Annotated in this window: 22 protein-coding genes and 1 tRNA gene; 14 read left to right on the top strand and 9 right to left on the bottom strand. The window is 61.5% G+C overall.

Going from position 1 to position 25,698, the window contains the following annotated elements; translation table 11 throughout:
* Positions 1-35 precede the first annotated feature (35 nt).
* Positions 36-578, bottom strand: a complete 543-nt coding sequence (locus ACEWFR_RS01375) for a hypothetical protein (protein ID WP_374059361.1) — start codon at positions 576-578, stop codon at positions 36-38.
* A 155-nt stretch (positions 579-733) separates the two neighbouring features.
* Between ACEWFR_RS01375 and ACEWFR_RS01370 the strand changes: the two genes are divergently transcribed.
* Positions 734-1,210 carry a cupin domain-containing protein gene (locus ACEWFR_RS01370; RefSeq protein WP_374059360.1) on the top strand — a complete coding sequence of 159 codons (477 nt, stop codon included), beginning with the start codon at positions 734-736 and terminating at the stop codon, positions 1,208-1,210.
* A 128-nt stretch (positions 1,211-1,338) separates the two neighbouring features.
* Positions 1,339-1,950: a (d)CMP kinase gene (gene cmk, locus ACEWFR_RS01365; protein ID WP_374059359.1), complete on the top strand. Its 612-nt coding sequence runs from the start codon at positions 1,339-1,341 to the stop codon at positions 1,948-1,950.
* 96 nt (positions 1,951-2,046) lie between these two features.
* Here the strand turns inward: cmk and guaB are convergent, their stop codons facing one another.
* The gene (guaB, locus tag ACEWFR_RS01360; protein WP_374059358.1) at positions 2,047-3,549 is read right to left on the bottom strand and encodes an IMP dehydrogenase; all 1,503 of its coding nucleotides are present in this window, start codon (positions 3,547-3,549) and stop codon (positions 2,047-2,049) included.
* A gap of 563 nt (positions 3,550-4,112) precedes the next feature.
* On the opposite strand from guaB, the gene ACEWFR_RS01355 reads away from it, so the two are divergent.
* Positions 4,113-5,027, top strand: a complete 915-nt coding sequence (locus ACEWFR_RS01355; RefSeq protein ID WP_374059357.1) for a DUF5794 domain-containing protein — start codon at positions 4,113-4,115, stop codon at positions 5,025-5,027.
* A gap of 58 nt (positions 5,028-5,085) precedes the next feature.
* Positions 5,086-5,260, top strand: a tRNA-Trp gene (locus ACEWFR_RS01350).
* A 378-nt stretch (positions 5,261-5,638) separates the two neighbouring features.
* Here ACEWFR_RS01350 and ACEWFR_RS01345 read toward each other — a convergent pair.
* From ACEWFR_RS01345 to ACEWFR_RS01335, 3 genes are all read right to left on the bottom strand, one after another.
* The gene (locus ACEWFR_RS01345) at positions 5,639-6,058 is read right to left on the bottom strand and encodes a hypothetical protein (protein WP_374059356.1); all 420 of its coding nucleotides are present in this window, start codon (positions 6,056-6,058) and stop codon (positions 5,639-5,641) included.
* Positions 6,051-6,491 carry a DUF6864 domain-containing function gene (locus ACEWFR_RS01340; RefSeq protein WP_374059355.1) on the bottom strand — a complete coding sequence of 147 codons (441 nt, stop codon included), beginning with the start codon at positions 6,489-6,491 and terminating at the stop codon, positions 6,051-6,053. The genes ACEWFR_RS01345 and ACEWFR_RS01340 overlap by 8 nt, the downstream gene beginning before the upstream one ends.
* Before the next feature lie 202 nt (positions 6,492-6,693).
* A complete protein-coding gene (locus tag ACEWFR_RS01335) occupies positions 6,694-7,701 on the bottom strand; it encodes a tyrosine-type recombinase/integrase (RefSeq protein ID WP_374059354.1) in 1,008 nt (335 codons plus the stop codon).
* Between the two features lie 1,540 nt (positions 7,702-9,241).
* Between ACEWFR_RS01335 and ACEWFR_RS01330 the strand changes: the two genes are divergently transcribed.
* On the top strand, positions 9,242-10,015 hold the full coding sequence (locus ACEWFR_RS01330; protein WP_374059353.1) for a plastocyanin/azurin family copper-binding protein: 774 nt from the start codon (positions 9,242-9,244) through the stop codon (positions 10,013-10,015).
* A 523-nt stretch (positions 10,016-10,538) separates the two neighbouring features.
* Here the strand turns inward: ACEWFR_RS01330 and ACEWFR_RS01325 are convergent.
* Positions 10,539-10,802 carry an ArsR family transcriptional regulator gene (locus ACEWFR_RS01325; protein WP_374059352.1) on the bottom strand — a complete coding sequence of 88 codons (264 nt, stop codon included), beginning with the start codon at positions 10,800-10,802 and terminating at the stop codon, positions 10,539-10,541.
* A 223-nt stretch (positions 10,803-11,025) separates the two neighbouring features.
* Between ACEWFR_RS01325 and ACEWFR_RS01320 the strand changes: the two genes are divergently transcribed.
* The 3 genes from ACEWFR_RS01320 (at position 11,026) to ACEWFR_RS01310 (ending at position 13,077) form a co-directional block, all read left to right on the top strand.
* A complete protein-coding gene (locus tag ACEWFR_RS01320) occupies positions 11,026-11,457 on the top strand; it encodes a PadR family transcriptional regulator (protein WP_374059351.1) in 432 nt (143 codons plus the stop codon).
* On the top strand, positions 11,454-11,594 hold the full coding sequence (locus tag ACEWFR_RS01315) for a hypothetical protein (protein ID WP_374059350.1): 141 nt from the start codon (positions 11,454-11,456) through the stop codon (positions 11,592-11,594). The genes ACEWFR_RS01320 and ACEWFR_RS01315 overlap by 4 nt, the downstream gene beginning before the upstream one ends.
* A 175-nt stretch (positions 11,595-11,769) precedes the next feature.
* On the top strand, positions 11,770-13,077 hold the full coding sequence (locus ACEWFR_RS01310; protein WP_374059349.1) for a DUF4352 domain-containing protein: 1,308 nt from the start codon (positions 11,770-11,772) through the stop codon (positions 13,075-13,077).
* A 249-nt stretch (positions 13,078-13,326) separates the two neighbouring features.
* On the opposite strand, the gene ACEWFR_RS01305 is transcribed toward ACEWFR_RS01310, so the two are convergent.
* Together ACEWFR_RS01305 and ACEWFR_RS01300 are read right to left on the bottom strand one after the other, a co-directional pair.
* Positions 13,327-13,794 carry a response regulator gene (locus ACEWFR_RS01305; protein ID WP_374059348.1) on the bottom strand — a complete coding sequence of 156 codons (468 nt, stop codon included), beginning with the start codon at positions 13,792-13,794 and terminating at the stop codon, positions 13,327-13,329.
* Positions 13,795-13,934: 140 nt separating this feature from the next.
* Complete coding sequence (locus ACEWFR_RS01300; protein ID WP_374059347.1) at positions 13,935-14,771, bottom strand: M48 family metallopeptidase; 837 nt, start codon at positions 14,769-14,771, stop codon at positions 13,935-13,937.
* A 485-nt stretch (positions 14,772-15,256) separates the two neighbouring features.
* Here ACEWFR_RS01300 and ACEWFR_RS01295 point away from each other — a divergent pair, with 485 nt between their 5' ends.
* The 3 genes from ACEWFR_RS01295 to ACEWFR_RS01285 all read left to right on the top strand — a co-directional run bounded on the left by ACEWFR_RS01295 (position 15,257) and on the right by ACEWFR_RS01285 (position 19,362).
* Positions 15,257-17,665, top strand: a complete 2,409-nt coding sequence (locus ACEWFR_RS01295) for an ATP-binding protein (protein ID WP_374059346.1) — start codon at positions 15,257-15,259, stop codon at positions 17,663-17,665.
* Positions 17,666-17,910: 245 nt separating this feature from the next.
* On the top strand, positions 17,911-18,306 hold the full coding sequence (locus ACEWFR_RS01290; protein ID WP_374059345.1) for a hypothetical protein: 396 nt from the start codon (positions 17,911-17,913) through the stop codon (positions 18,304-18,306).
* Positions 18,307-18,768: 462 nt separating this feature from the next.
* Positions 18,769-19,362 (top strand): NADPH-dependent FMN reductase, encoded by a 594-nt coding sequence (locus ACEWFR_RS01285; RefSeq protein WP_374059344.1) that lies wholly within the window; start codon positions 18,769-18,771, stop codon positions 19,360-19,362.
* 108 nt (positions 19,363-19,470) lie between these two features.
* Here the strand turns inward: ACEWFR_RS01285 and ACEWFR_RS01280 are convergent, their stop codons facing one another.
* Positions 19,471-20,115, bottom strand: a complete 645-nt coding sequence (locus tag ACEWFR_RS01280) for a hypothetical protein (protein ID WP_374059343.1) — start codon at positions 20,113-20,115, stop codon at positions 19,471-19,473.
* 479 nt (positions 20,116-20,594) lie between these two features.
* On the opposite strand from ACEWFR_RS01280, the gene ACEWFR_RS01275 reads away from it, so the two are divergent.
* From ACEWFR_RS01275 to ACEWFR_RS01265, 3 genes are all read left to right on the top strand, one after another.
* Positions 20,595-21,137: a hypothetical protein gene (locus ACEWFR_RS01275; protein ID WP_374059342.1), complete on the top strand. Its 543-nt coding sequence runs from the start codon at positions 20,595-20,597 to the stop codon at positions 21,135-21,137.
* Between the two features lie 228 nt (positions 21,138-21,365).
* Positions 21,366-22,418 (top strand): site-specific DNA-methyltransferase, encoded by a 1,053-nt coding sequence (locus tag ACEWFR_RS01270; protein WP_374059341.1) that lies wholly within the window; start codon positions 21,366-21,368, stop codon positions 22,416-22,418.
* 60 nt (positions 22,419-22,478) lie between these two features.
* Positions 22,479-25,634, top strand: coding sequence for a PAS domain S-box protein (locus ACEWFR_RS01265; protein ID WP_374059340.1), 3,156 nt, complete (start codon positions 22,479-22,481; stop codon positions 25,632-25,634).
* The last annotated feature ends 64 nt before the right edge of the window (positions 25,635-25,698 follow it).

The raw sequence follows: 25,698 nt of genomic DNA, 5'->3' as shown, positions 1-25,698 counted from the left end.
CGGTTCGCCCGTCGGGGGCAGGTATCGGATTCGCGTTATGCGCCGGTATCCGCTGTAGAATCAGTCTCGTTCGTTCCGCCGTCGGTCTGCTCGGAGTCGTTCGGTTCGGGATCTGTCGTCCCGGGTCCGTCCGTCCCGGAACCCTCTGCTCCCGGTTCAGCGGCCGGCCCGGACGATTCGCCGTCGTCGCTGCTGAGTTCTATTGTCAGATCGTCGTCAGTGATCCTGATGATCACCGACTTGGTGTTCGGCGTGATCGTCGCCTCCTCGGTGGTCTGTTCTTCGCTTTGCCGTTCGTACTTGGTCACGCGGAGATGTTGCTCGGTCGCCTCGAGATGGGGCGGCGTGGCCGACTGGTTGGCCGTGATCGTATAACTCTCGTCGTAGGTCTGGCGGTTCGTCCCCGGCTTGTACGCCTCGAGCGTGACATCGTAGTGACTCTCGGCTTCACTGTGGATCTCGATCGGGACCAGGCCCTGGAACGTGCCCTCGTAGTGCTCTTGGAGCGCATCGGCACAGCCTGAGAGCCCGATCGTCGCGGCCACCCCCGCGGTTCGAAGTACCGTCCGACGGTTCACGTGTACTCGTCAGTGTCGAACGACTGTATGCGTTACTCTTCCGGTCGCCCCGATGTCCACCGCTGACTCGGCGGCCAATCGGTCGGGCCAAGGGACCGATCTCGGTAGATATCCTCATCCATGGGATTTTTGCATCCCGACCCGAACGACAAGGCATGGAGAAAGTCGCTATCGACGACGTTGACATCGAAACCAACCCGATGGACGTTCACTCGATCAGACGGCCGGTTTCGGACGCGCTCGGATTTTCGGACTTTGCGATGAACTACTTCGAACTCGAGCCGGGAGAGTCCTTTTCGGGCGGCCTGCACACCCATCACGATCAGGAGGAGGTCTTCTACGTCCAAGAGGGGACCGCGACGTTCGACACAGAAGAAGGGGAGGTGGCGGTCGACGAGGACGAGGTGATTCGGTTCGCACCCGGTGACTTCCAGCACGGCTACAACGATACAGACGAGCGGGTCGTCGGCTTCGCCTTCGGTGCGCCCAAGTCGAAACACGACTGGGACCAGATCGAGTCGATACTCTACTGTCAGGACTGCGAGGACGAGGTCGGCCACGGCCTCGAACTGACGGATGACGGTGCTTTCCGGCTGACGTGTACCGAATGTGGCAACTCGTTTACGCCCTGATATCGGGGGACGGCCTCGAGGAGTCGCGACCGTGACCCGTGTCCGCCGCCGAGATATCGCGCTCGCGAGCGACGATCGGATTCGATCGCGGCCGGAACCTTTTCAGGGGGGACCGAGTGGATCAACGTATGGCCACAGCAGACGGTTCGAACGCGGAGATCGACACGAGACTGTTCATCACCGTTTCCGGGCCGCCGGGCTGCGGGGCGACGACGCTCTGTCAACGCCTCGCCGACGCGATGGGCTGTCCCTACGTCTCCGGCGGCGACATCTTCCGCGAACTCGCCGACGACCGCGATATGAGTCTCAACCAGCTCACCGCGGAGGCCGACGGCTCCGCCGACATCGACCGCGCGCTCGACCAACGCCTCCAGCAGATCGCCGAGAAGTGGGGGATGGCCAACAAGCCGTTCATTCTCGAGTCCCGGCTCGCGGGCTGGCTAGCCGGCGAGCGCGCCGACCTGCGGATCTGGCTCGACGCGCCCGAAGACGTCCGCCTCGACCGGATCGACGACCGCGGCGAAACCGACGCCGAGATGCTCGTCCGCGAGGTGAGCGAAGCCGGCCGCTATCAGTCCTACTACGAGATCGATATCGGCAATCAGACGTTCTACGACCTCCATATCAATACCGCCCGCTGGAGCAAGCACGGCGTGTTCTCGCTCGTCCGAACGGCCATCGAGGAGTACGATCCTGAGATGGACGAGGGTGCGTTCACGACTCCCGAACTCGATCCCTGAAATCAGCTCGAGGGGGGATTCGACGGGGCCTCGAGCACCGACCGCGACCGCGTCACGGTGACGGCGGTCGCGGCCGGTCGAAACGGACCGCGTCCGTTACTTGCTGTCGGGGGAGTAGTTCGGCGCTTCGTCGGTGATGACGACGTCGTGGGCGTGGCTCTCGGCCTGGCCGGCCGCGGAGACGCGGACGAACTCCGAGCGCTCCTTGAATGCGGGGACGGTTTCCGCGCCGACGTAGCCCATGCCCGACTGCATGCCGCCGGCGAGCTGGTGGAGTTCGGACTTGAGCGTGCCCTTGTACGGCGTCGCGGCCTCGACGCCCTCCGGAACGTACTCGTCGTCCTCGTCGGGTTCGTCCTTGAGGTATCGGTCGCTGTCGCCGGACTTCATCGCACCGACCGATCCCATGCCGCGGTACTGCTTGTACTTCTTGCCGTTCATCGTGACGACGCGACCGGGTGCTTCCTCCGTGCCGGCGAAGTAGGAGCCGAGCATGACCGCGTCTGCGCCGGCGGCGACCGCCTTGATCGCGTCGCCGGAGTACCGGATGCCGCCGTCGGCGATCACCGGCACGTCGTGTTCGCTCGCGACGTCCGCGACCTGTGCGACGGCCGTGATCTGTGGCATCCCCGACCCCGAGACGATGCGGGTGGTACAGATCGACCCCGGGCCGATACCGACCTTGAGGCCGTCCGCGAAGTCGACGAGATCCTCGGCCGCCTCGCGGGTGCCGATGTTGCCGACGACGACGTCCGCGTCGACGGACTCCTTGATGTCTCGAGCGCCCTCGACGACGTTCAGGTTGTGCGCGTGCGCGGTGTCGATGAAGAGGACATCGGCATCGGCCTCGTCGGCGGCCGTCGCACGGTCGTGCTCGAACGGGCTAACGGCGACGCCACAGCGGAGGCGACCGTCCTCGTCGCGGACGGCCTCCTTGTACTCGCGGCGCTGGAGGATGCCCTGCATCGTCACGAGACCGACGAGGAGATTCTCGTCGTCGACGACCGGGACGCGCTCGATCTTGTGATCGTACATCATCTCGAAGGCATCGCGGGAGTCGATGTCCTCGGGGGCCGTGATGACCTCGTCGGTCATCGCCTCGGTGACCGGGTCGTCCTCGTTGACCTCGAGGTGGGGCCGGATGTCCGTACTCGAGATGATCCCCAGGACTTCGCCGTTGGTGTTGACGACGGGCGCGCCGCCGACGCCCTGACGGGCCATTCGCTCGTCGACCTCGCGCACGGACATCTCGGGATCGGCGGTCACCACCGAGTCGAGGGGGATGATGAGTTCGTCGGCGCTCTTGACGCGCCCGATTTCCTCGACCATCTCGTCGATGTTCATGTTGCGGTGGAGGACGCCGAGGCCGCCGTGGCGGGCCATCGCGATCGCCATGCCGCTCTCGGTGACGGTGTCCATCGCCGCCGAGAGGATGGGAACGGAGACCTCGACGTTTTTCGAGACGTTCGACGTGAGGTCGGCGTCGTCGGGTTCGACGCGGCTCTCCTTCGGACGGAGAAGGACGTCGTCGAACGTTAGCGCTTCCGGTACCTGCAGTTTCGAAGAATAGGGCTCTTGCTCTGGAACGTCGTTCGCCATGTAAACCGTCCGAACCCCCGAGCAAAAAGGGTTGCGAGATATATCCGGGTGCGAACGGTTGACGGAGGCCTCAGTGGGCGAATCGGCCGGCCGGTCAGACGTCGTCAGGCTCCGCTCGCTCTCCGCTCGAGCCGTCTGCGCTCGTCCTCGAGTCGTCGGGGTCTCGTCCAAACGTTTCGGCGGTGCGAGAATCATAGTCGGTGTCACAAATCGCGGCGATTCCAGCGACGAGTGCCGACATCCAAGCCAGATCTGTGCGTTTCCGTACGGATCTGGCTGCTACTGTTGAAACACTGCCAAATCGTGAAATGCAGTCCCACACAACGTTTATTGACAGTCCGCTCGTGCGTTCGGGTATGTACGCTGTGAGTGCAGCCGCCGCCCGAACCGATGGCCGGACGAGTTCCGACTTCGTCGCCGCCTTCGCCTTCGGGAATGGTACACAGAAACTCACAGCACGAGGCCCTACTTCCAATGCGATCGACTGGTGTGCGGACCGGTCGGTACGGGATCGCCCGTCATATCGCCCACAGGCCTCGGGTCATGGCCATCGGCCCTGACCGATGAGTACGTCACAACACCCGGTCGCGCTCCAGATGGAGCGCATCGTCGGGGGTGACGCGAGGCTCCTTGCGCTGGTGATGATGCTGCCGTTAGTCGACGGCGTCTTCCCCGCGTTGATCCTGGCCGGCGCGCTCGACGAGCCGCTGGGCGCGTTGCAGGTCGGTCTGTTGATCTTCGGCGGGAGCGCCACCGTCGCCGTGATCCTGGCGGAGATGAACGGCACGCCTCGAGAGCAAGCGACCGTCGTCTTGCTCGTCGGGATCCCGCTGATACTGCTCGCGGCGGTCCAGGCCGCACTCGCGCCGGCGATCGAGAGCGTGCTCGATATCGTCATCTTCGAGCGGTTCGCGGCGCTGGTGATCGCCGCTATCGCGGCCAAGACCGCCAGCGCGACCATCGGCGACTACCTCCCCAACCCCGTCGTCGTCATCGGGCTGGGACTGGTCGCGAGTATCGATCCCTCGGGGGCGACGTTCGTCGTGATGACCGATCCCGTCCTCGTCGTCCACGCGACGCTGGCGGCGGCCGTCGGCGTGGCGTTCGCGCTGACCATCGCCCTCACCGGACCGTACCTGCGGGAGTACATGGACATCGACCGGTTCCGCTTCGGGAGCGCGGTCGCGCTCGGATTGCTGCCGCTATCCCTGCTCGGGATGGCCTTCGGACAGGCCCCGCTGGCCGCGCTGCTCGTCGCCGCCCTGTTCGCCGTCGACAGTCCGTGGGGCGGCTCCGACGCGGACTCGAGTTCGGGTACCGACGCGGGGTCGGCGGCCGCGCAGATGGGCGCGGTGGCCGACGGCGGGGACGTCGAGGACTCGAGCGAGCCGCCGGCCGCCGAAAGCGAGGAAGAGGAGTCGAACGCGTATCCGGGCGACGACGGGACGGACACCGCGGGACGGGCCCCGTGGCTGTAGTGCGGTTTCAGTACCGAATCGAAACCACTTTAGGGTGGATCGCCCAACGAAGACTCGAGGGGTCGTGGCCAAGCCAGGCATGGCGGCTGACTCCAGAGGCACCGCGCCCGGGACGACACTCCAGACTGATATACTGATCGGACACCTGATCAGTGTCCGTGTGATGACCCTCTGGAGTTCCGAGGCGCACCGGAGATATCAGTAGATCGGGGGTTCAAATCCCTCCGACCCCACTCCTTCAACTTACGGCCAATAATCCCCGTACAGCGCCGGGTTTCTTTTACATAACTCTGAGTTTTCGGTTTTAAACTCAACCGACCATCGGACGATGGTCGTCGCTATCAGGCGATGAGATATATGATATGCCTCTTTAAAGAACTACTGACGGTGGGGCAGCCGACGTAAATGCTAACTTCCAACTGTGGTTGTGGCCCGCCCTTATCGAGGTGAAACTTGATGATGAAACATCCACTCAATAGGTTTACTTACTGCCCAGCGAACTTTCTGTCATATTTGAGGAAAGTTCGTTTTCCATGCTAAATACAGGTCACTAATCAGCCAGAGATGTTGTATCAACCACATATATCAGATAAGTAGATACAATCTGGGCGTTATTCTGATGATTTCAACTCCTCGACCACGTACTCCGGATCGGTTTTTCCCCGATATTTATAAATTCTATAGGCAGAGATCAATATCCATATTATACACCCAAAAGTGGTGATCACAAAAAATGACTCCCATACTTCTGGAGATAGCCCAAACATAGAGTTGAAATCAGACACGAATAAGACGGATAGCGTGGTTACACCCAAAACAATTGGATTTATTATTCTACTTTTTGCCTGAATTGCTTTCTCAAAATCTTGTAACACCAGTTTCATTTTCGACGGGTTCGTGACATATATTTCATCCGGATCTTTAGTATCATGTATATCTACATCATTACCGACCTCTTGTCGGATACGGGATTCAACGCTATCCTTACCGATATCTTGTCGGATACTGGATTCGATACTATCATCACTCACTGACCTCACCCCCCAGATAGAAGGAATAAAAGAAGTCGATTGCTTGAGTGTCTCCTTCTCCCGCTTCTCTGGTAGATACTTGGTAGTTCAATATCAACCTCCTGCCAACCATTTCACCTACTTCTACGGGTTCAGTGGGGCCCATTCGAGGAGAAACGCCGCCCATCCTCATGCCTCCATTGTGGTGATTGATTATTTCGTATCTGACAGCGTTATCATCTATAGGTTCTACCTCGATACCCACCTCTTTTTCTTTGCTTTCGATAAATTCAAAAACGAACGTAAGAGATTCATCATCAATTCCTTCCTCATCGTGAAATGTTTGTAAGTCCTCAGGGGAGAGTTTGATTTTGACCTGCTCATCTTGAAATGCAGTAACAAATCCGCTATCGATGACAGTCTTATCACCTACCGTGATTTCAGTGGAGATCATAATGGTAAATTTGATTCAAAATCCATAAGTCTATAACATCTGGATCCAATCCTCTTTTGACAAATCCCATAGGGATCGAAAGATACTCCGATATTTATGTAACCTATACGTAGTAGTCGTAGTTTGTCGCCACCGGCCTTATCGGTGGCCCATATTGGGAAGTTGGATTCCGGTCGATTATGGCATTTCAGCCTCTATCGGCTCATAGCTTGTCGAGAATTTGTTTTCGGCTTGCTGCTCGTTCGTCTTCAGTCCGAGCGTCGTAGTGTTTTTCGAGAACGCTCACGCTGACATCGGCTCGTTCACTCACCTTCTCCTTCGGAGCGTTCCGGTTCAGATGATACGTAATTGCTGATCGGCGGAGTGGATGCGGGCTTATCGAGGACGGACACTTGGACGCCTGCTTCTTATTGGTGGCTTCGCACTCGGCGAGGTCGCGGTCGTGGGGACACTCTTGACCCACGAAGCAGGGCCGGGTTATCGCGTACATATCCTTGCGGAGGATAGTGTCGTAGAGTCGGCGCGTCGGTGTCGTGAACAGCGGCTTTCTACCGTGATCGTCAGTCAGCTCGACGCGATGAACGTCGATATAGTCGTCCAGCACTTCGCACACATCGTCACCAAGGTTCACCTTCCGCTCTGCGTCAGACTTGTTCTTTAATGGCGTGTCTGACTCAGGTCGGTGGCGAACGCGGAGTTGCTGCTTTTTCGGGAGATAATCACCCAGATCCAGTGCTATCACAGTCCCCATCCGAATACAGGTGTGCCACATCAATTGGAAGACTGCGTGACGCCGAGTCGCGTACTCGAACTTGTAGAGGTAGTCGAGGATATGCTCGACCTCATCAAGTTCGAGCTTATCGTCACTCACGATCTGGCCGTCGTCAATCGGCGGTAGTTGAACGAGCTTATGGAAGTCCTGCTTGAGGAGTTCAGCTTCCTCACACCATTGAAGGAAAACTCGGATGACAGAGAGATTGTTGTAGAGCGTGACGTTGTTGATGCCATCGCTACGCCGTTGAGTCTTGAATTTCTTCAGGTCGTATCCTGTGATGTCCCCGATGTGGGTGATGTCCTGTTCGTCACAGAACTCAACAAGGTAGCCGAGCGGATACTTGTAGTTTCGCCACGATGATGTTGCGACCTCTGCTTTCTTCTCTTTGAGAAAGTCGTCCACTGCTTCTTCTGGTTTGAGACTGATTTCGGTCATGGTTGTTTGCCCGATAGATGACCATTGCCGAGTTCCGTTGCGGGGCGCACCATTCGTATCAGTTCTTGCGGTGCGAAGCTGACACGGAGCGCAGTGAAGTGTCAGAGATATTGGGGTTCAAATCCCTCCGACCCCATTCCTCGCCGCTCGCAAACTCGCGAGCGGCAGGTATGCAAGAGGAGGGATTTGAATCAGGGAGCAGCTTCGCTGCGACCGTGGTTCAAATCTCTCTTTGATTCGACTGTGCGTTCTTCTGATACCGAACTCGTGTGCAGTCTCTCGGTAGTCGGAGATCCGAGTTCGGTATAGTAGCCACTGAAAGTCACTGCACACTCGATCGCACGACGGCTGTGCGATCGATGTGTGAACCGTTTCAGTTGGAACTATATTCCGACCGGCGTGGGAAACTGAAACACCCGCTTCGGTCGGTACATGGGCGTATTGATCAGGTGTCTTTTTCTGAGAATCCACCACCAGTTCTAATCATAACTGGTAATTTAGATGTTGTTAGAATACAATTATTAGGCTGTCATCTGTATAGACGGTACAATGAGGTGTTATTGGCCCGAGCCGAACCCGCCTTGCAAGCCGAAGGCATGCCTCGAGTGTGAGACACGTATCGACGGCGATGAAACTGAGGGATACTGGTTGGAGCGCGAAAACTGGCAAAACCCGAATACGTATCATCTGTTTTGTCTAGACTGTTGTGCCGAAAAGATGACCGAGTGGTCAAATCACCCAGATGTAGATGGTGCAGACGCTGCGAAAGCGGTTCTGTACGAGTAACCTCCCGTCAGACCCAGTAGCGTGATACCGACGCTGCCCGTACTCGTCTCGAGGTTCGCGAGTGCTCCAACTGCCGAACTCACGGTACTATCGGCTGCTATTCTCGAGGTCGACGACCAAGACGAGCCTCGAGGGATGCGGATCGAATTCTCTCTCGGCTGAAGGCAGACCAGTTCGAGACCGGCCAGACGCTCGCGAGGGAGGCCCTCGAGAAGTGGTCGCGATCGGGGAACGATCCGACCGTACTCCGTGGCGTCGAGTTCACCTGGAAGACTCCGGCCGGTGGCACTGAAACCGGGTTCGTTGGCGCTGTCGCCGATCGCTGAACCGGCCTCCATAGTGTCAACGCTCTTGTTTTCGTTGTTTTAACAAGTATTCTTGAATAACAGCCCTGCTTAGACAAATCTGGTTGGAGCCACCGGCTCGAGGGCGGGGTCGGCACCGCGATCGCACCGCAACGCCTGCGGGGTCGGTTCGCGCTTCGCGCGAAAGCCCCCTTGGCGGGTGTCCCCAAGGGGACTGCGCCAAAAAATTACAACGCTCCCATCCCACCTCCGCATAGTAGACCTCCAGTTGAAGCACATGAAACAGAGGTTGCTCCCAAGTCAATCGCTGACAATAGGTGTATATGTAGTAGAGTTGGTTTTTTTATACTACCTAGTCGACTACTTTAGCCAGACCTGATTTGAATATATAATGAGCTAGTAGATTCGTTTGGAAAATCATTTTTGGGGCGATAGTATCAGACACAACTGTGGTGGATGAACAACCATTGGCAGACGGAACTGGGGGAAGCGACCTACAATCGACACATAATGCGAATCGTCGCCGATTCCTTGCTGCACTCGGCGTCGGCGGCTTGGCGGCAACAGCTGGCTGTGCCGGGTCGGGAGGAAATGGCGACGATGAAGAGGGGAATGGCAACGGTAACGGAAATGGGGAAGATTCAGCAATGACTATTGACACTCGCTTTGGAAGAACTGTAACCGCCGACGAATCAGCATCGATCGATGCCGACCACACTGTGGAACTTCTCATTCAAGAGCGAGAGAATATTCCGATACCGGAGTTCTATTTCGAACCGACGGGCCTGTATGTCGAGACTGGTGATACGGTCAAGTTCAACATGACGACGCCACACCACAACGTGAACGCCTATCACCCTGCATTCGGTTACAACCAGCGAGTACCTGACGAAACACCTGCCTACTCGTCACCGATCCTATCAGCTGGTGACGCATGGTACTATACGTTCGAACAGGAGGGCGTGCATGATATCATGTGCGCACCTCACGAGCTATTTGGCATGGTCGGTCGAATCGTCGTCGGATCGGCGAGCGGTCCCGGTGCAAATCCGGTCGGTGACGCACCTGGTAACGAACAGTCCCGACCACCGGAGTATACGGCCGGCACTGTACTCGGTGACTCTGCGCTCGAGGCCGAGGCTATCGTCGACGCAGAGACAGTCGCATGGAGCGAGATCGCTGACGAAAACAAACAACCGCTCCTCCAACCCGCTGAGGAATAGGAGTATCTGCAGCCGGTTTCGAACCGGCTCTTTTGAAATAGAATTGGCTAACGCATTCAGTGCCGTTTCTGTAGTTACCGTAATGCCCACAAAAGTTCTCTCTGAATAGAACGCTGAGAAGCCAAGCTTCAATGCAACCCTCTAGAGTTGCACGTCGACAAAACCCGTTCCCTGAATATGCACACGAGACGTTAATTTTCGTGTGCATATCTCGAGTTGCTCGGTCGTTTGAGATTTCGTTCTCCTCTGGATGACCGACACGTTCCACTGATTCTGGGCCGAAATGGATTGTCCAGTGAGCCGAGAAAACGAGGATTTCGGTGGTCGTGTGTACGAGTATGCGAATCAGAACCGATGTCCCCGCGCTGGCCGTCGAAATGTTCGTGCATCATCGATTTGATCTCGACGGGCGTACCGTTCCCGATTCTCGCATCATGCCAGCTGGCCCGCTCGAGAGATCGAAGCGCCACTTCTCGGCCATCCGTTTCTCGACAGCTGTCCCGAAGTGGTTCGCTCGCTGCAGTCAGCTATTGTCTGGCTCGAGCTCGTCTGCATCAAGCTCCGCATCGAGATACTGCTCTCCGAGAGCAGTGATGACGTAGTATCCCTCATCGACTCGAGCCACGAGACCGTACTCAACCAACACGGAGAGCCGTCGGCTCACGCCGGTCCGATCACGATCGATGTTTCTCCCGATCGTCGTCGGACCAAGCTCTAACCCGGTGTTCAGCACTTCCAGAATCCGCTCGTCTGTCGGATTCTGCATCCAATCACCGGGTTTCCTCATCAGTTACGCGTTTCTGACCGGCTTCTTACATCGTTCGAAACGCTCGAGAGGTTAGACGATACTGTAGATGAAATTCTACGATATCGTAGAAGTTTTTATTGTGATAGACGCGGGAGTAAGCAAATACGAGCAACGCAGCGACTCACTATCCGTTGAGTCCAGATTGAAAATCCGGCCCGACACCGGGTCCACCACAACCTCCCGAAACCACCCTCCGAAGCCCATGCCCGAGAAAAATCCGCGAAACCGCGACCACCCCGCTCGAGCGACCGAACCACCCCAAAACTACCCAGCACCCGACGGCCGCACCGTGTGGATCGAACTCACCGCCTTCCAGCGCGACTGTCTCGAGGCCGTCACCCGCCTCGAGCGAACCCACATCCCCGCTCGCGAACCCGCGATCATCGACGAACTCGAGCGCGCGTATCCCAACGTGACCCGCACCAGACTCGATCCGAACCTGCACGTGCTCGTGGGCCACGGCCTCCTCGAAAAGCGGCGACTCGAGGCCCATCGGTACGTGTACCCCCTCACTGACGACGGGCGCGCCCTCCTCATCCAGCGCGCCGAACGCCTCGCGGTCGCCTGCGAGATCGGCGCGACCGATTCCGACGCGGTCGACTCGAGCGCTCGAGGGACGGGTGAGAACGGATGACCGGGACTCGAGCCGAGCCGTCCGTGCGGTGTCCGAACTGCGACGCGGCGCTCCCCGAACGCGACCCGCTGGTGGGCTGGTGGCTCTGTGACGACTGCGCGATCGCGGTCGGCGAGGACGGCGAGCGAATATCGTGATCGCCACGCCCGCTCCGGGGACGGTATCGCTCCGGAGACGACACCGGGTCCGCTCGAGGACCGACCGGCGGAACCCGCCGATCGGCCCGAACTGACGCGCTATCATGCTCTCGAACACCACCGCCGGCGGGTGATCTGCCAGTAGATATTAACGTAATCCGGAGAGTGTCGTTCTATGAACAGACGAACGCTCCTGCAGGCGACGACGACCGTTCCGCTGGCCCTCGTGGCCGGGTGCACCTCGAGTTCCGACACCGATGACGCGGACGGAAACGGGGAGAACGACGCGGAGTCACAGGGCGACGTCGGGCTGACGATCGAAACCGGCGGTGTCGAACTGACGCTCGCCGACGTGGAACTCGCGCTCGAACTCGAGACCGACGACGGCGAGCGCCATGAGTCGAACGAGGGCGAAATGTGGGTGCTCGCGAACGTCAAAGTCGCGAACAGGAGCGAGGAAACGCAAGATCTCCCTCGCGCCGAGAATTTCAAACTCGTTACCGGAGGCGAACAGTATGACAGCGCCGTCCCCTCGAGTCTCGCGGCCCCCGTTTCGGGCGAGGGGTACGACGCTCCCACCGACGCTCGACAGGACGTCTCCGCGGGCGGATGGCTCGCGTTTTCGATCCCGGATGCGACCGAGTCCGCGACGCTGTCGTGGGCGGGAGCCGGCGACTCCGAAGCCGATGAAGACGAGGTAGCCAGGGACGAAGCGTCGTGGGACCTCTCGCTGGACCCCGCGGAGCTGCCCGATGTCGGATTCCTCGAGTTGAACCTCCCGGAGACGGTCGCCATCGGTGACGAAATCGCGGCCGAAGTCGTCCTGGAGAACGCCGGTGGCACCGAATACACGGTCGAAACCGCCCTCGAAGCCGAACGTCCCGGCGGATCGACCGACACCGAGTCGTTCGAGGTCACCGTCCCCGCCGAAGACACCGCGAGCGCACAACACGCATTCACTCCGCTGATGACGGGATCGTTCACCGTCACCCTCGGAGAATACAGCGTCTCGAAGTCAGTGGAAGTGACTCCCCTGACGGCCGCGTTCGGTGAGACGGTAGCCGTCGACGGGTTGCCACAGATCACGATCAGCGACCCCATCGTTACGGATTCGTTCGAGGCCGATTCGTACTACGGCACCGAGACCGTTCAGGCGGACGGGTCGTTCGTGTTTTTCGAATTCGAAGTGCAAAACACCAGTCGCAACCGGTTGTCCGCCCCTCGGTCGTCGGACCTGGATCTCTCCGCCAACGGATCGGTGTACGATACCGCGTCCCTCGACGTGGGTATCAGCGCGAGCTACGTCGATCCCATAGAGGGCGGGGAGTACGGCACGTACGGGACCATCGGCGCAGGGGAAACGATAGCCGGCGTTCTCCGATTCGATGTCCCGAGTTCGACAGCCCCAGCCGATCTCGAGTTGCTCGGCGAGTGGTCGAACGGATACGCGAGTGCGGAAACGAGCATTCACTGGAGCCAATAGCCGCGACCGAGCCGTCCGAGTCCGGTCCCGTTCCCGGAATATCGGTTCCCGGGACATCTCGAATCGGACTCACGGCGCGTGCGGGGGCGTATCGATGGAGAAGCTATAGTCGCCACTGAAACGATACACACTGATCGGACAGCTGTCGGTCGAGCAGGTGTGCAATGACGTGCAGTGGCTACTATATCTGCAGTAATCGAACCGGCCGATATCGCGATTGCGGCCTGACTTTCGAAGGAGAGCGCCGAATCAGTCGTCGCCGTCGGTTTTGATGATCGCGAACCAGAAGTCCTCGATCGACTGGACGAACTCGACGAACTCGTCGGTTTCCACCGGTTTTCGGATGTACTCGTCCGCCTCGAGGCCGTGCGATCGCACGATGTCTTCGCCCATCTTCGAACTCGTGAGGACGACGACGGGAATCTCGTTCAGTACCGGTTCATCCTTCAGTTCCGCGAGGACCTCCATCCCGCTCTTGCCGGGGAGCTGGGGCTCGAGCAGGATGAGATCCGGCTGCGGGACATCCCCGTAGTCGCCGCGTTGATGAACGAAATCGAGCGCCGCCTCGCCGTCGGAGACCGTGTGAACGGCGTTCGCGATTTTCCCATCCTCGAAGTTCTCCTCGAAGAGCCGCACGTCGCCGTGATTCGGCTCGACTAATAAAATGTCGACCACCTCCCCCAGATCAGTTTCGTTAGTCTCGTCTGCCGAAGCCATACATAGGTATGGGACCGCACGGATAAAACTGCAACTCTCTGGCCCTAGTACTGCCAAGTAGTCGTTTCAGCGTCCCTCAGCGCTGCATCCCTTGTTCGGCGGGCAGGCCGCCCGTCGCCGACCGCGGGAACGCGGAACCGCTACTCGCGGCCGGCGGCACCCCTCATCCGCTCGACGACCAACTGCTCGAGGCGCTCGATTCGCTGCTCGGTGCTCGGATGTGTCCGAAACGGGCCCGGCGACGCGATCGCCGCCTCGCGTGGCAGAATATCCAGCGCGCTCGCCGACTTCGCCCAGGTGCGCTTGTCCTCGCTGGGCCGTGAGCGGTCGTCAGAGAGCGTCTCGAGCGCGCTGGCGAGGTCGCTCCGCGCGCCCGTCAGCTCCGCGGCTCCCCGGTCGGCCGCGAACCCCCGACCGCGCGAGAGGACGGCGATCCCGAACTGACAGCACAGTCGCTGTCCCGTCGTGACGACCGTCAGGAGCGCCCACAGGACGAGCCGGGCGAGATAGGCGAGCGGCTGGGAGACCAGCAGTTTTCGAGACGGCGGATCGTCCGACCCCACGTGTTCGGCGACCAGCATCGGAACGAGCACGAGGTTCATGATGCGGCTGTCGCCGTTCACGAGGTGACTTATCTCGTGTGCGAGCACCGCTTCCCGCTCCGTCGCCGAGAGCCGATTGATGAGCCCCGTGGTGACGATGACGGTCCCGCTCGAGCGGCCGCCGATGGCGTACGACTCCGGCCGTCGGCGATCGGAAACGTAGATGTCCGGCTCCGGAACGGCTCCCTGCTGGGCGAGCCGACGGACCACCGCCGCCAGTTCGGGATGCGTTTCGGACGCCGGCGCGCCCGCTTTCCCGAGTTCGGCCTGAAACTCCCGGATTTCGTCCCGGACCGGCCAGTAGTAGAGGATCGGGAGCAGGGGAATTCCACTCGCGATCGCGACGCGAAGGGGATGCGTGAGCGTCCACTGCAACAATCGAAGTAGTCCCCGAAAAACGGCAGGAGCAGCGTCTCGAGCACGTAGACGACGAGGATCACGAGCCACGCGAGCGATCCCCCGACGACGATCGCCGTCGCGGCGATGAGTATCGAGACGATCGTCAGCACGGCCAGGGCGACGCCCATTCGCCAGAGCAGCGACGCCCGAATTCGGACGTTTGTTATCATCGAAATGCCACCTATGCGCGAGATGATGGGTCACCGTCGGGCATTAGTGTTCCGCATCGAACTGATAGCTCGAACGTCACGGGCCCTCAAGACGTCACGGTCCCCAGAGCGCTCGCGGATAGTCAGGAACGCTCGAGGACGCCGGACGGGCCGCCGAGCATACTGTGACTTCTCGGAACGTTCCCCTCGCGCCCCTCCGCGAGGACGCGAGCGTTCGACCGCAGTGCCGACGGATCCACTGTCGGTCATCCGGGAAAGCCCTTATCCTCCAGCCCGCGGAATGTACGACGAATGACCTCATCTCCTCGAGCGGAGAGCGATCCCTCGACACGCGCCCGTATCCGTCAACAGGAGGCCGTCGCCGAACTCGGAGAACGCGCGCTCGAGACCGACGATCTCACGAGTTTGCTCCGCGAGGCGACGGCGACGATCGCCGAGACGCTCGGGACCGAGTTCGCGGCGGTGCTCCAGTCGCTCCCGGTGACCGACGAGTGCGTCCTTTGGCAGGGCGTGGGCTGGCGCGACCGTTGCGTCGGGACCGCGACGGTGTCGGCGACTCCCGACTCGCAGGCCGGCCGCGCGCTGCGCGCCGACGGGCCGGTCGTCGTCGACGATCTGCGAACCGACGAGCGGTTTTCCGATCCCGACCTCCTCACCGATCACGGCATCGTCAGCGGGATCAGCGTCGGTATCGGCTCGGGCGAGGAGCCGTGGGGCGTCCTGGCAGCCCACCCGACCGAACGGCGGGAGTTCGCGGAACACGACGCGAATTTCGTCCGGAGCGTGGCGAACATCCTCGCGATGGCCATCAAGAACGAACGGACGGAGCGGCGGTTCGAGGCGGTTTTCGACGACCCGAACATCCTCGTTGGCCTGCTCGACCCGGACGGGACAGTGCTGGATATCAACCGGACGGCGATGGACTACATCGACGCCGACCTCGCGGACGTGAGTGACGAGCCCTTCTGGGAGACGCCGTGGTGGGGGGACGGAGACGGCGTGCAGTCCGATGTGAAAGAGTGGACCGAACGGGCGGCGGCCGGCGAGTACGTCGAGTTCGAGACCGATATCGTCGGACGGGACGCGCAGCAATTCACGGTGAGCGGCGTCTTCAGACCCGTCACGAACGACGGGGGCGACGTCGTGTCGATCATCGTCTCAGATCGAGATGTCACCGAACGAAAAGAGCACGAACGGTACCTTCGCGACGCGAAGACACAGCTCGAGGCCGCGACCGAAGCCGGTGCGGTCGGGACGTGGGAGTGGCGGATCCCCGAAAATCGGATGACCGTCGGGCCGTCGTTCGCCAAAACGTTCGGTCTCGACCCGGAGGACGCTCGCGAGGGCGTTCCGCTCGAGCGGTACACTGCGGCGATCCACGAGGACGATCGCGACCGCGTCGAAGCGCAAATCGAGGCCGCCGTCGAATCCTGCAGCGAGTACGAGTCGGAGTATCGCGTCTGGAACGCGGACGACGAACTCCGGTGGGTCGTCGCCCGCGGCCACGTCGAGAGCGACGAGGACGGCGATCCCGTCACGTTCCCCGGCGCGCTCACGGACATCACGGACCGAAAGCGCGCCGAACTCGAGGTTGAACGGCAGCGAACGGAACTCGAGACGCTCTTTCAGGTGTTACCCGTCGGTGCGGTCGTGGCGAACGCGGACGGATCGCTGCTCAGAGCGAACGAGACGGCAAAGGAGATCTGGGGCGGCGACGTCTTCGACGCGGAGTCGGTCGCGGACTACGAGAAATATTCGGCAGTGTGGGCGGAGAGCGGCGATCCGGTCGGGCCCGAGGACTGGACGATGGCGCAGGTACTGCAGGGCGAGGAAGTCGCGGAGCCGAACGTCTACGAGATCGAGACGTTTGACGACGACCGGCGAATCATCATGGAACACGGGATGCCAGTCCGGGACGAGGACGGGAACGTCAGTCGCGCCCTCGTCACGCTCACGGATATCACCGAACGGCGCGAGTCACAGCGAAAACTCGAGGAGACGGTCGAGAAGCTCGAGAAGTCGAACGAACGACTCGAGCAGTTCGCCTACGCCGCCTCGCACGACCTCCAGGAGCCCCTCCGCATGGTCACGAGCTATCTCCAGTTGCTCGACACCCGGTACGGTGACGCCTTCGACGAGGACGGGCAGGAGTTCCTCGCGTTCGCGGTCGACGGTGCCGAACGCATGCACGAGATGATCGACGGCCTGCTCGAATACTCCCGCGTCGAGACGCGGGGCGATCCGCTCGAACCGGTCGATCTCGATGCCGTGCTCGAGGACGTGATCGACGATCTCCAGTTACAGATCGACGAGACCGACGCCGAGGTAACGAGCGACGAGCTACCCGTTGTCGAAGGTGACGCGAGTCAGTTGCGGCAGGTCTTCCAGAACCTCCTCGATAACGCGCTGACGTATTACGCGGACGGTCCGCCACGGGTGGCTGTCACCGCCGAACGGAGTGGCGGAGCGTGGGAGATTTCGGTTCGTGACGAAGGGATCGGCATCGATCCCGACGAGCAGGATCGCGTGTTCACGGTCTTCGATCGACTCCACACCCACGAAGAATACGAGGGGACTGGAATCGGGCTGGCGCTGTGTCGACGGATCGTCGAACGCCACGGCGGGGCGATCTGGGTCGACGCCGAGTCCGACGAGGGAACGACGTTCTCGTTGACGCTTCCGGCAGTGACTGAACCGTGAACTGCCTCGGAGAGATTCAGTCGTCGGCGGTCGATCGCCGAACGCCGTCGGATTCCGGCGGGACGACACGTCGACGGAATATCAGCTGAACGGGGAGAGACCGATTCCACGGTCGTCGTCCGACCGGGTCCGGACTGACTGTCGATGCCCCGCTCGTTCGACGGGGTTACTCATCAGATTAGGTTACTTATCAGATACTGTATATTGTCGGTGCTCTCAAATACGAAGCTCACGTTGCAGTGTATATGAGTCAAACGCGATCCGCGGACGACTCGTCAGTGCTGGTCGAACGAACGGCCGGATTGACGGCGGTACTCGGTGTGTTCATCATGGCATCGACGGTCGTCTTCACGATCACGGGCAACATGGGGATCCACAACGTCCTCGTGGGTGCGCTGACCGCACTTGTCGCCTCGGTACACGCGTACCGAACCGGCGAAAGCCGAACCCAGAGCATCGCCCTCGCCGCGGTCCTCGTGGTGCTCGGAATCTGGATCGCCGCGTCGCCGTTCGTTTTCGGAACCGAGCAAGAACTGGCGGTCGGAATCAACAGTCTCGGTGGCGCAATCATCGCGATTCTCTCGCTCGTTAGTGTGTACGGAAGCGTTCGAACGTCGGAGACGACCGCGACGACCGCCTGACTCGAGGGTACCATTTTTCGCGGCTGTCCGTTCCACCACGCACGAGTGACAACGAAGCTGCCAGCCGCGAGCGGATCAGCGTGGTCTTTCACCCAACGGAGTACGAGTATACGGCATCGAACCGAAAGCACGGTATCGAACCGAAAGCACGGTATCAAACCGAAAGCACAGTATCGAGCGCTCCGGTGAGTGCACTCGAGCGCGACGGAGGATATTCTCGAGCGTCGCGAGGAGACGCGACTGCACGATACCGTCCCGAATTTCTGCAACGGCCGATTCTCCGTCGGCTATCGTGGCCATGAAAGGTACTGCACACCTGATCGCATGAGAGCGATGCAATCAGCGTATACATCGGTCCAGTGGCTACGATAGCCGTCACACGATGGGCGTCATTCCGAACGGATCGTGTCAGAATTAGTCACATTCGGGCGGCTTTTCCCGCTTCCGGTCGTCCGGATAGCCATGACCGACAGCGACGTCCACGTGGCAGCGCTCTGTGGCAGTCTCCGCGACGAAAGTCACACTCGGACCGCGCTCGAAGCCACCCTCTTGGCCGCCAAACGGGCCGGCGCGACGACCGAGTTACTCGATCTCCAGGAGTACGACCTTCCGATCTTCGACGCTGACCGGGACCGCGAGGATGCAGGCGATGCCGAGGCGCTGGCGGCCCGGGTTCGCGACGCCGATACGATTATCCTTGGCTCGCCGATGTATCACGGATCGTACGCCTCGCCGCTGAAGACCGCGATCGACTACTGCGGGTTCGACGAGTTCGCGGACAAGACCGTCGGACTTCTCGCCGTCTCAGGTGGCGCGTTTCCCGTGACAGCCTTAGAGCACATGCGGTCGGTCTGCCGGGCGCTGAACGCGTGGGTGATCCCCCACGAAGCGGCGATTCCGAACGCGAGTGCCGCCTTCGAGGACGGCGAGTTCGTCGATCCGAAACTCGAGAAGCGAGTGACGACGCTGGGTCGGCGAGCGGTGCAGTATGCGGCGATCGAGCCGGATCCCGACTCCTTCGAGAGCGATCAGAACGTGGGTGCACAGGGGAAGTGAGCGGGATCCCCGCGTGAGCCACACGCGTCACACGGACTCCTGTCAGTCAGTTCCGGCGCACCCGCGGCCCGCCATGCGGTGGCCGGGACACAGTCACGACAGACCGTCTCAGGGGTCGAGAACCCGCTGGAATCGGTACTGGTGGGCGAGAAACGCGAAGAGTCCGAAGACGAGCACGCCGATGTGAAGCGCCTCGATCTCGAGAACGACCGTCGTGACGCCGAGCGAAACCGGTGGCGAGGTGAGGCTCCAGTTGGTAAACCAGCCGGTCGCGAGTAGCGTCGACGCCCCGACGGCCAGCAGGAGTCCCGGGACCACCGGCGTGAACGGCACGCGCGTGGACGCGTATCGCCTGAAAACGCGTTGCTCGAGGAGGAACTGCGCGGTGAGGATCCCAGCGAGGACGACGGTTGCGACGACGACGCCGGGGACGGCACCGATCAGTTCGGCCACGAGCAGCCAGACGAGCCACCCGGTCGTGAGCAGGACCGTCACGCCAAGTCGCCGCGGTTGCAGGAGGTCGCCGATATCGCTGACCGTCGCGCCGAAGACGCCCGCCCTGAGCAGCGACCCGCAGAAGAGCACCCCGAGCCCCGCGAGTGCGGTCGACGTGGTTCGCGAGTCGACGACGAGGACGAACCAGCTCCCGACCGCGAGCATTTCGACGGCCGCGGCCGAGAGCGCCGCAGTGACGCCCACCACGCGTCGCCGCGTCGATCGACCGAGAACCCCGGGCTGGCGGAAAACGCTCATACCCCGATCTGTTTCAAGCGAACCCCTTTCGTTATGGAAGGCGTTCCACACCTCTCTTCGCCCTCATCGTGCCGATGGTACCTTATAGCACGGGAAGCAGTCAGTTTATCGCTCGACGACGCGATCCGATCGGTGGGCGGAGACCTCGCGTCGCCCGTCGATCGAAGGCCCACTCGGCAGCCGTCCGCGTACGCACGACCGACACGCACTCGAGGCCCACCGGAAGCGGACGTAGGAACCGATTTCCCCACCGAAACCCCGCAGATATCGGATCTCCGGCCAGTTCAGTCCACCGTAAGCGAAGTACGAGTCGACAGCGATCGACCCCGATGGTCGGTGAACAGTCGATCGCCACGTCGGTAAACAAGTAATTAAACAGTTTGTCTTTCGAAACCGGTCCCTGAAACGAGCGGGGCCGGTGGGTCCGACGACGGAAACGGTGAACAGAACTATGTACGGTGGTGTGGTCGAAGCGAATTATGCCCGAGATGGAACAACAAGACAAAACGTTGTCCGAGCTCATCGTCAAGGAAGCAATCAACAGAGGAATGGACTCGCCGATGCGGGAATCGATTCTCGAAGCTGTCGAAGAGTCTGAAGGATCGCGATCGGGCGGACGGCTACCGCTCGCGGGGGCCCTGTTCGGCCTTGGCGCGGCCGTGGGCTTTCTCGTGGGTCGTCAGTCACCGGAACTCGAGGAGTCACCGATCGATGACCTCGAGGAGCCTGAGATCATCGAGGACGTCATGGAGTCGACCGAAGCAACCGACGAGACGACGGCCGAGGTAAGCGAGGAATCGGACGCCAGTTCGACATCGCGACTCCCGCGACTCCTGCTCGCGGTGGGCGTACTCGCCGGGGCCGCGTTCCTCCGTCGTCGCCTCGCCTCGAGCGAAGAAGAGGAGTGGGAGCCGATCGAGGAGTTCGAGCCGGCGACGAGCGGCGATGCGGAAGCGGAGACCGAGTCGGAGCAGATGGAAGAGGCCGACGCCGAGGAGGCCGGCGAGGAAAGCGAGGAGTAGGGCAAGGAAAGCGAAACAAACGAGGCGCCGCAACCCCCTTTCGCAACCGAGTTCGTGGATTCGAACCGCCGCTCTCCGATCCAAACAGCGTCTCTCCGAGTCGAACGACGTCCCTCCGAGTCGGCCGGTGCTCTGCCGAGCCGACCGGTGGCTCGGACGAATTTTTTCGAATCTCTGTCGTCGCCCTGACGAAGGAGCTAAGGGACCGACGCAGACAGTATACGGTCAATGGAGACGACCCACCGCGTTTTCGCCGGTGATTCTCGCGATCTCTCGCACGTGGCCGACGAGTCGGTCGAACTCGTCGTCACGTCGCCGCCGTATCCGATGATCGAGATGTGGGACGACCTCTTTACCGGGCTCGATCCCGCGATCGGCGACGCGCTGGACGACGGCGACGGCCGGGCCGCCTTCGACGGGATGCACGACCAACTCGGGGCCGTCTGGGACGAACTCGAGCGGGTGCTCGTCGACGGCGGGATCGCCTGCATCAACGTGGGCGATGCGACCCGATCGGTCGACGGGAGCTTTCGGGTCTATCCGAACCACGCTCGCGTGCTCGCGGCGTTCGAGGAGCGAGGATTCGATCCGTTACCGGACGTGCTCTGGCGCAAGCCGGCGAACAGCGCGGCCAAGTTCATGGGCAGCGGGATGATCCCGCCGAACGCCTACGTGACGCTGGAACACGAGTACATCCTGGTTTTCCGAAAGGGAGACCAGCGCCGCGCGTTCGAGCCCGGAGCCGACCGGCGCTACGAGGCCGCGTTCTTCTGGGAGGAGCGCAACCGCTGGTTCTCGGACGTCTGGACCGAGGTCACGGGGGAGTTGCAGTCCCTCGAGGAGGCCGACGACGAACTCCGAGAGCGGTCGGCGGCCTACCCGCTGGAGATTCCCTACCGGCTGATCTGTATGTATTCCGCCTACGGCGACACCGTGCTCGACCCCTTCTGGGGCACCGGCACGACCACGCTCGCAGCGATGTGTGCCGGCCGAAACTCGATCGGGTTCGAACTCGAGGACGCTTTCCTCGAGGTGTTCGACGACCGGATCGACGACGTGCCGGCGCTGTCGCGGTCGGTCGGCCGCACGCGTCTCGAGCGTCACCGGGCGTTCGTCGAGCGTCGCCGCGAGGACGGTCACGCGTTCGAGTACGAGGCGGACCACTACGAAACGCCGGTTATGACTGATATGGAACGTGGTATTCGACTCCGAGAAGCGCGCGCTATCGAGAACCGCGACGACGGCTACCTGGTCGAGCACGATCCGCTCGTCTTCGAGTGAGCCGCCGATCGACGCCTGAACCGACGCGAGCTTTTTCCCTTCTCCGCCCTCAGCAGGGGTATGGTTCGAAGTCTCGAGGAGCCCGAGATGACGCCCATCCGCGCCCTTTCCGTCGGCTCGTCCGAGTGGATCCGGACGGCGACGGCGGGGCTCGCGGACGAAGCGGTGGCACTCGCGGAATCCGTTCCGAACGCGTCCGACCTCTCGGACGACCGGCTCGAGACGGTCGATTGCGTCCTGACCGACGACCGAGATGTCCTCGCGGCCGTTGACGGCTCGTGTCCGGTCGTCTACGCGGTCGATCCGGCCGCGAACGAGTCGATCGACCGCCTGCGGGACGAGGGTGCGACCGAAATCGTCGCCAAGACGACCATCCAGGAGCCGCCGTTGCTGACCCATCGACTCCGGCGGACGGTGGAGTTCACAGCGATGGAGCGATCGGCCGACCACCGAGTAGAGTTGTATCGGACGTTGCTCGATCAGTCGTCGGATCTGTTGATCGTCCTCGACGAGGAGGGAGTGGTCACCGACGTGAGTCCGGCGGTCGAACGCGTCGGAGGGTTCACCGCGGACGAAATGTCCGGGACGAACATGCTCGACTACACCCACCCCGACGATACGCAGCGGGTCCGAGACGAGTTCGACACGGTTTGCGAGGGCGAGCTCGGGACCAGGCGAACCGTCGAGTACACCTGCAAACATGCGGACGGTCGCTGGTACGTCCACGAGGCCGTTCTCACGAACCGACTCGAGGACGACACCGTCGACGGCATCATCGCGTCGATACGGGACATCACGAAGTTCCACCGTATCGAACGGGAGTTGAGCGAGTCGTTCAAACGGGTCACCGACTCGTTCTACGCCCTCGACGCGGACTGGCGGTTTACCTACGTCAACGATCGTGCGCTCGAGGTGCTCGAGATGGAGCGATCTGAGCTGGTCGGTCGACGTATCCTCGATGTCTTCCCGAAAATGAAAGGGACCCCGTTCCAGTCCGCCGCCCTCGAGGCGATGGAAACACAGGAGTCGCGGACGGTCGAAGCCCACCTGGGGTCCTACGACGCGTGGATCGAGGCCCGGATCTATCCCTCCCCGTCCGGAATCTCCGTCTACTGGCGGGACGTGAGCGAGCGCGTCGAGCGCAAACGGGATCTCTCCGAGCGGACGGAGCGATTGCAGGCGCTGGTCGAGAACGTGCCCGTCGTGTTATTCGTCCTCGACGACGACGGGACCTTCACGCTCTCGGAAGGCCAGGGGCTCGCGAACCTCGGCTTCGAATCCGAGGAGGTCATCGGCCGATCGTTCTTCGACCTGCTCGAGGACTATCCCGAGGTTCGCGCCGACGTGAGGGACGCACTCGATGGGGTGGCAGTCAACACGCGGAGACGGATCGGAGACCGTATTTTCGAGACGTCCCTCCGACCGATCGCGGACGACGGTACCGTCGATCGCGTCATCGGCGTCGCTAACGATATCACCGAACGGGTCCAGTATCAGGAGGCGCTCAACGCGCTCCACGAGGCGACCAGTCACCTGTTGACGGTCGACTCGAAGGGGGAGGCGTGCGAGTACATCGTCGACATCGCGACCGACGTGCTCGACCTCGAAACCGTCGTCTACCGTTTCGACGAGGAAACGAACGAACTGCTACCGGCAGCGTACTCGCCAGCCATCGAGTCGACGTTCGGTTCGCCACACCCGCTCCAGCCCGACGCCGGCGATCCGTGGCAGGCGTTCGTCGCCGGCGAACCGACGGTCCACGACGACGGAGCGGCCCGGATCGTCCGCGATGAGGCGCCGGACGTTCGAAGCGGTCTCTCCGTTCCGCTCGGCGAACACGGGGTTCTCGTCGCACTGTCGACCGAACCCGACGCATACACTGACGAGACCGTCGAACTCGCCGAGCTGTTCGCGACGACGGCGGAAGCCGCCCTCGACCGGATCGGGCGGAGCCGCCGGCTCCGCGAACGCGAACGCGAACTCAAGAAACAGAACCGTCACCTCGAGCGGCTCAATGCCGCCAACGAGGTGCGTCAAGAGGTCGAACAGCTCCTTTTGATGGCAGACTCCCGGAGCGAGATCGAACGCGGGGTCCCCGAGTGTCTGGCCGAACTCGAGTCGTGTTCGCTGGCCTGGTTCGGCGAACCCGACCCGAGCGGGAACAGCCTCGAGCCGCGATACCACGCCGGGTTCGAACGGGGGTATCTCGACGCGGTTACGATAACGACGGTGAACGAATCGGCCGCCGAACCGGCTGGTCGGGCGGCTCGAACGCGGAGCCCGGTCCACGTCGAAAACGTCGCCGTGTCGGTTCACGATGGCGAGTGGCGGGGTGAGGCGCTCTCGCGAAACTTCCAGTCCGCGTACGCGGTCCCGCTGGTCTACGACGGGTTTTGCTACGGTGTCCTCTCGATATACGGGGAGCAACGGGGCGCGTTCGACGAGACGCTGCGGTCGACGCTCGCGGAACTCGGCGAGACGATCGCGTACGCGATCGACGCCGTCAAACGGAAGAACGCGCTGTTCGGCGACGGGCACACCGAAGTGGAACTCGAGGTCGCGGCGGACGCGACGCTGTGTCGGCTGGCCGAGTTCCTCGGCGAGCCCGTGACGTACGAGGGTGCGACGGCGCGAGCCGACGGCGCCCAGTTCGTGTTCGCGGCCGTCGAGGAGCCGGTTGACGACTCGCTCGCGGCTGCCGAATACACTGCTATCGAGGGGATCAGCGAGATCACTACGATCGCCGATCACGAGGACGAGACGTTGCTCCAGCTCCGGGTCACCGATTCCTTTCTGGGTTCGATCACCGATACCCACGGCGCACGGTTGTGTGAGTTCGTGGCCGACGCGTCGGGCGGCCGCGCGATCGTCAACGTGCCGGACGCCGTCGAAATTCGCGACGTGTTGTCCGGTATCAGCCGAAGCGGACCCTCGGTGTCGATGGTGGCCCGACGCGAGGGGGCGACCGACGATCGATCGACGGTCAGCGCGCCAGCGCGGAGCGCGCTTCTCGAGACGTTCACCGACCGCCAACGAGAGGTAGTCCAGACGGCCTATCACGGCGGCTTCTTCGAGTGGCCCCGCCGTGCGAACGGTGAGGAGATCGCCGGCTCGCTGGATATCTCCTCGCCCGCCTTTCACAAGCACGTTCGATCCGCCGAACGAAAGCTGTTCGCGGCCCTGTTCGAGGGGGCGGCCGCTCCGGAGGTTAATTGATTAACCATCGACTGGCGGAGGCGTTACACAGTTAACGATCAGGCTCTTTGCAACGACTCGTGAA

The sequence above is a fragment of the Natrinema sp. H-ect4 genome, from assembly GCF_041894845.1.
Lineage (GTDB): Archaea > Halobacteriota > Halobacteria > Halobacteriales > Natrialbaceae > Natrinema.
The sequence above is the reverse complement of the archived record's forward strand: the minus strand, read 5'-3'. Positions and strand labels throughout refer to the sequence as shown.